Here is a 675-nt window from a genome sequence, read left to right as displayed (position 1 = left end):
AGTTGTTGCGTAGTGCTTGGTGACCAGGACGGCTGGGGCACAAATAGGTTGTCAAAGGCCGAGTCGATTTTGGGGACTGGGATGTCCCAAAATCTATCACGAGGCCGAAGACACGCTTGTCTTTGAAAGGCCGTCGAAAAACAGCGTTTTTCGACGGCCTTTCAAGAGCAAGATGTACCTGTCTGAGGTGCTGTCTCCTGGACAGCCATACTTCAGGTTGCAGTCGTCTATGTTTTGAGCCTTGAACAAAAAAACCGACAAAAGGAAATACGGCATGACAGACATAGATCCTTCACTCCTGCGTACAGACCCAGATAGCGGTCTCAGCAGTGAAGAAGCAGGCGAGCGCTAGCAGAAGTTTGGCTTCAACCGCCTGGATACCCGGGAAGAAAGCTGGACTGTAAGGCTGGCCAAGCGTTTCTGGGGTTCCATCCCCTGGATGATCGAAGTGGCCGCCATTCTTTCGGCCTCTGTAAAGCGCTGGGAAGATTTCACCATCATCATGGTGATGCTGCTGGTGAATGCCTTCGTGGATTTCTATCAGGAATCCAAGGCACTGAATGCCATTGCCGTGCTCAAACAGAAGCTGGCGCTCAAATCCCTGGTGAAACGTGATGGCCAATGGCAGCAGTTACCCGCAGCCGAACTCGTGCCCTGCGATATCATAAAAGTTAA

At 51.6% G+C, this 675-nt stretch carries 1 protein-coding gene; it reads left to right on the top strand.

The features are described from left to right. Positions 1 to 439 precede the first annotated feature (439 nt). Positions 440 to 675: hypothetical protein (locus tag ACOCD2_RS24320; protein ID WP_305801581.1), on the top strand; the 236-nt coding region annotated here is incomplete at its 3' end.

Origin of the sequence: Thiolapillus sp. (assembly GCF_048562965.1) — a bacterium.
In the GTDB taxonomy this organism is placed as follows: domain Bacteria; phylum Pseudomonadota; class Gammaproteobacteria; order Chromatiales; family Chromatiaceae; genus Thiolapillus; species Thiolapillus brandeum_A.
This window is presented reverse-complemented; position numbering and strand designations above follow the sequence as displayed.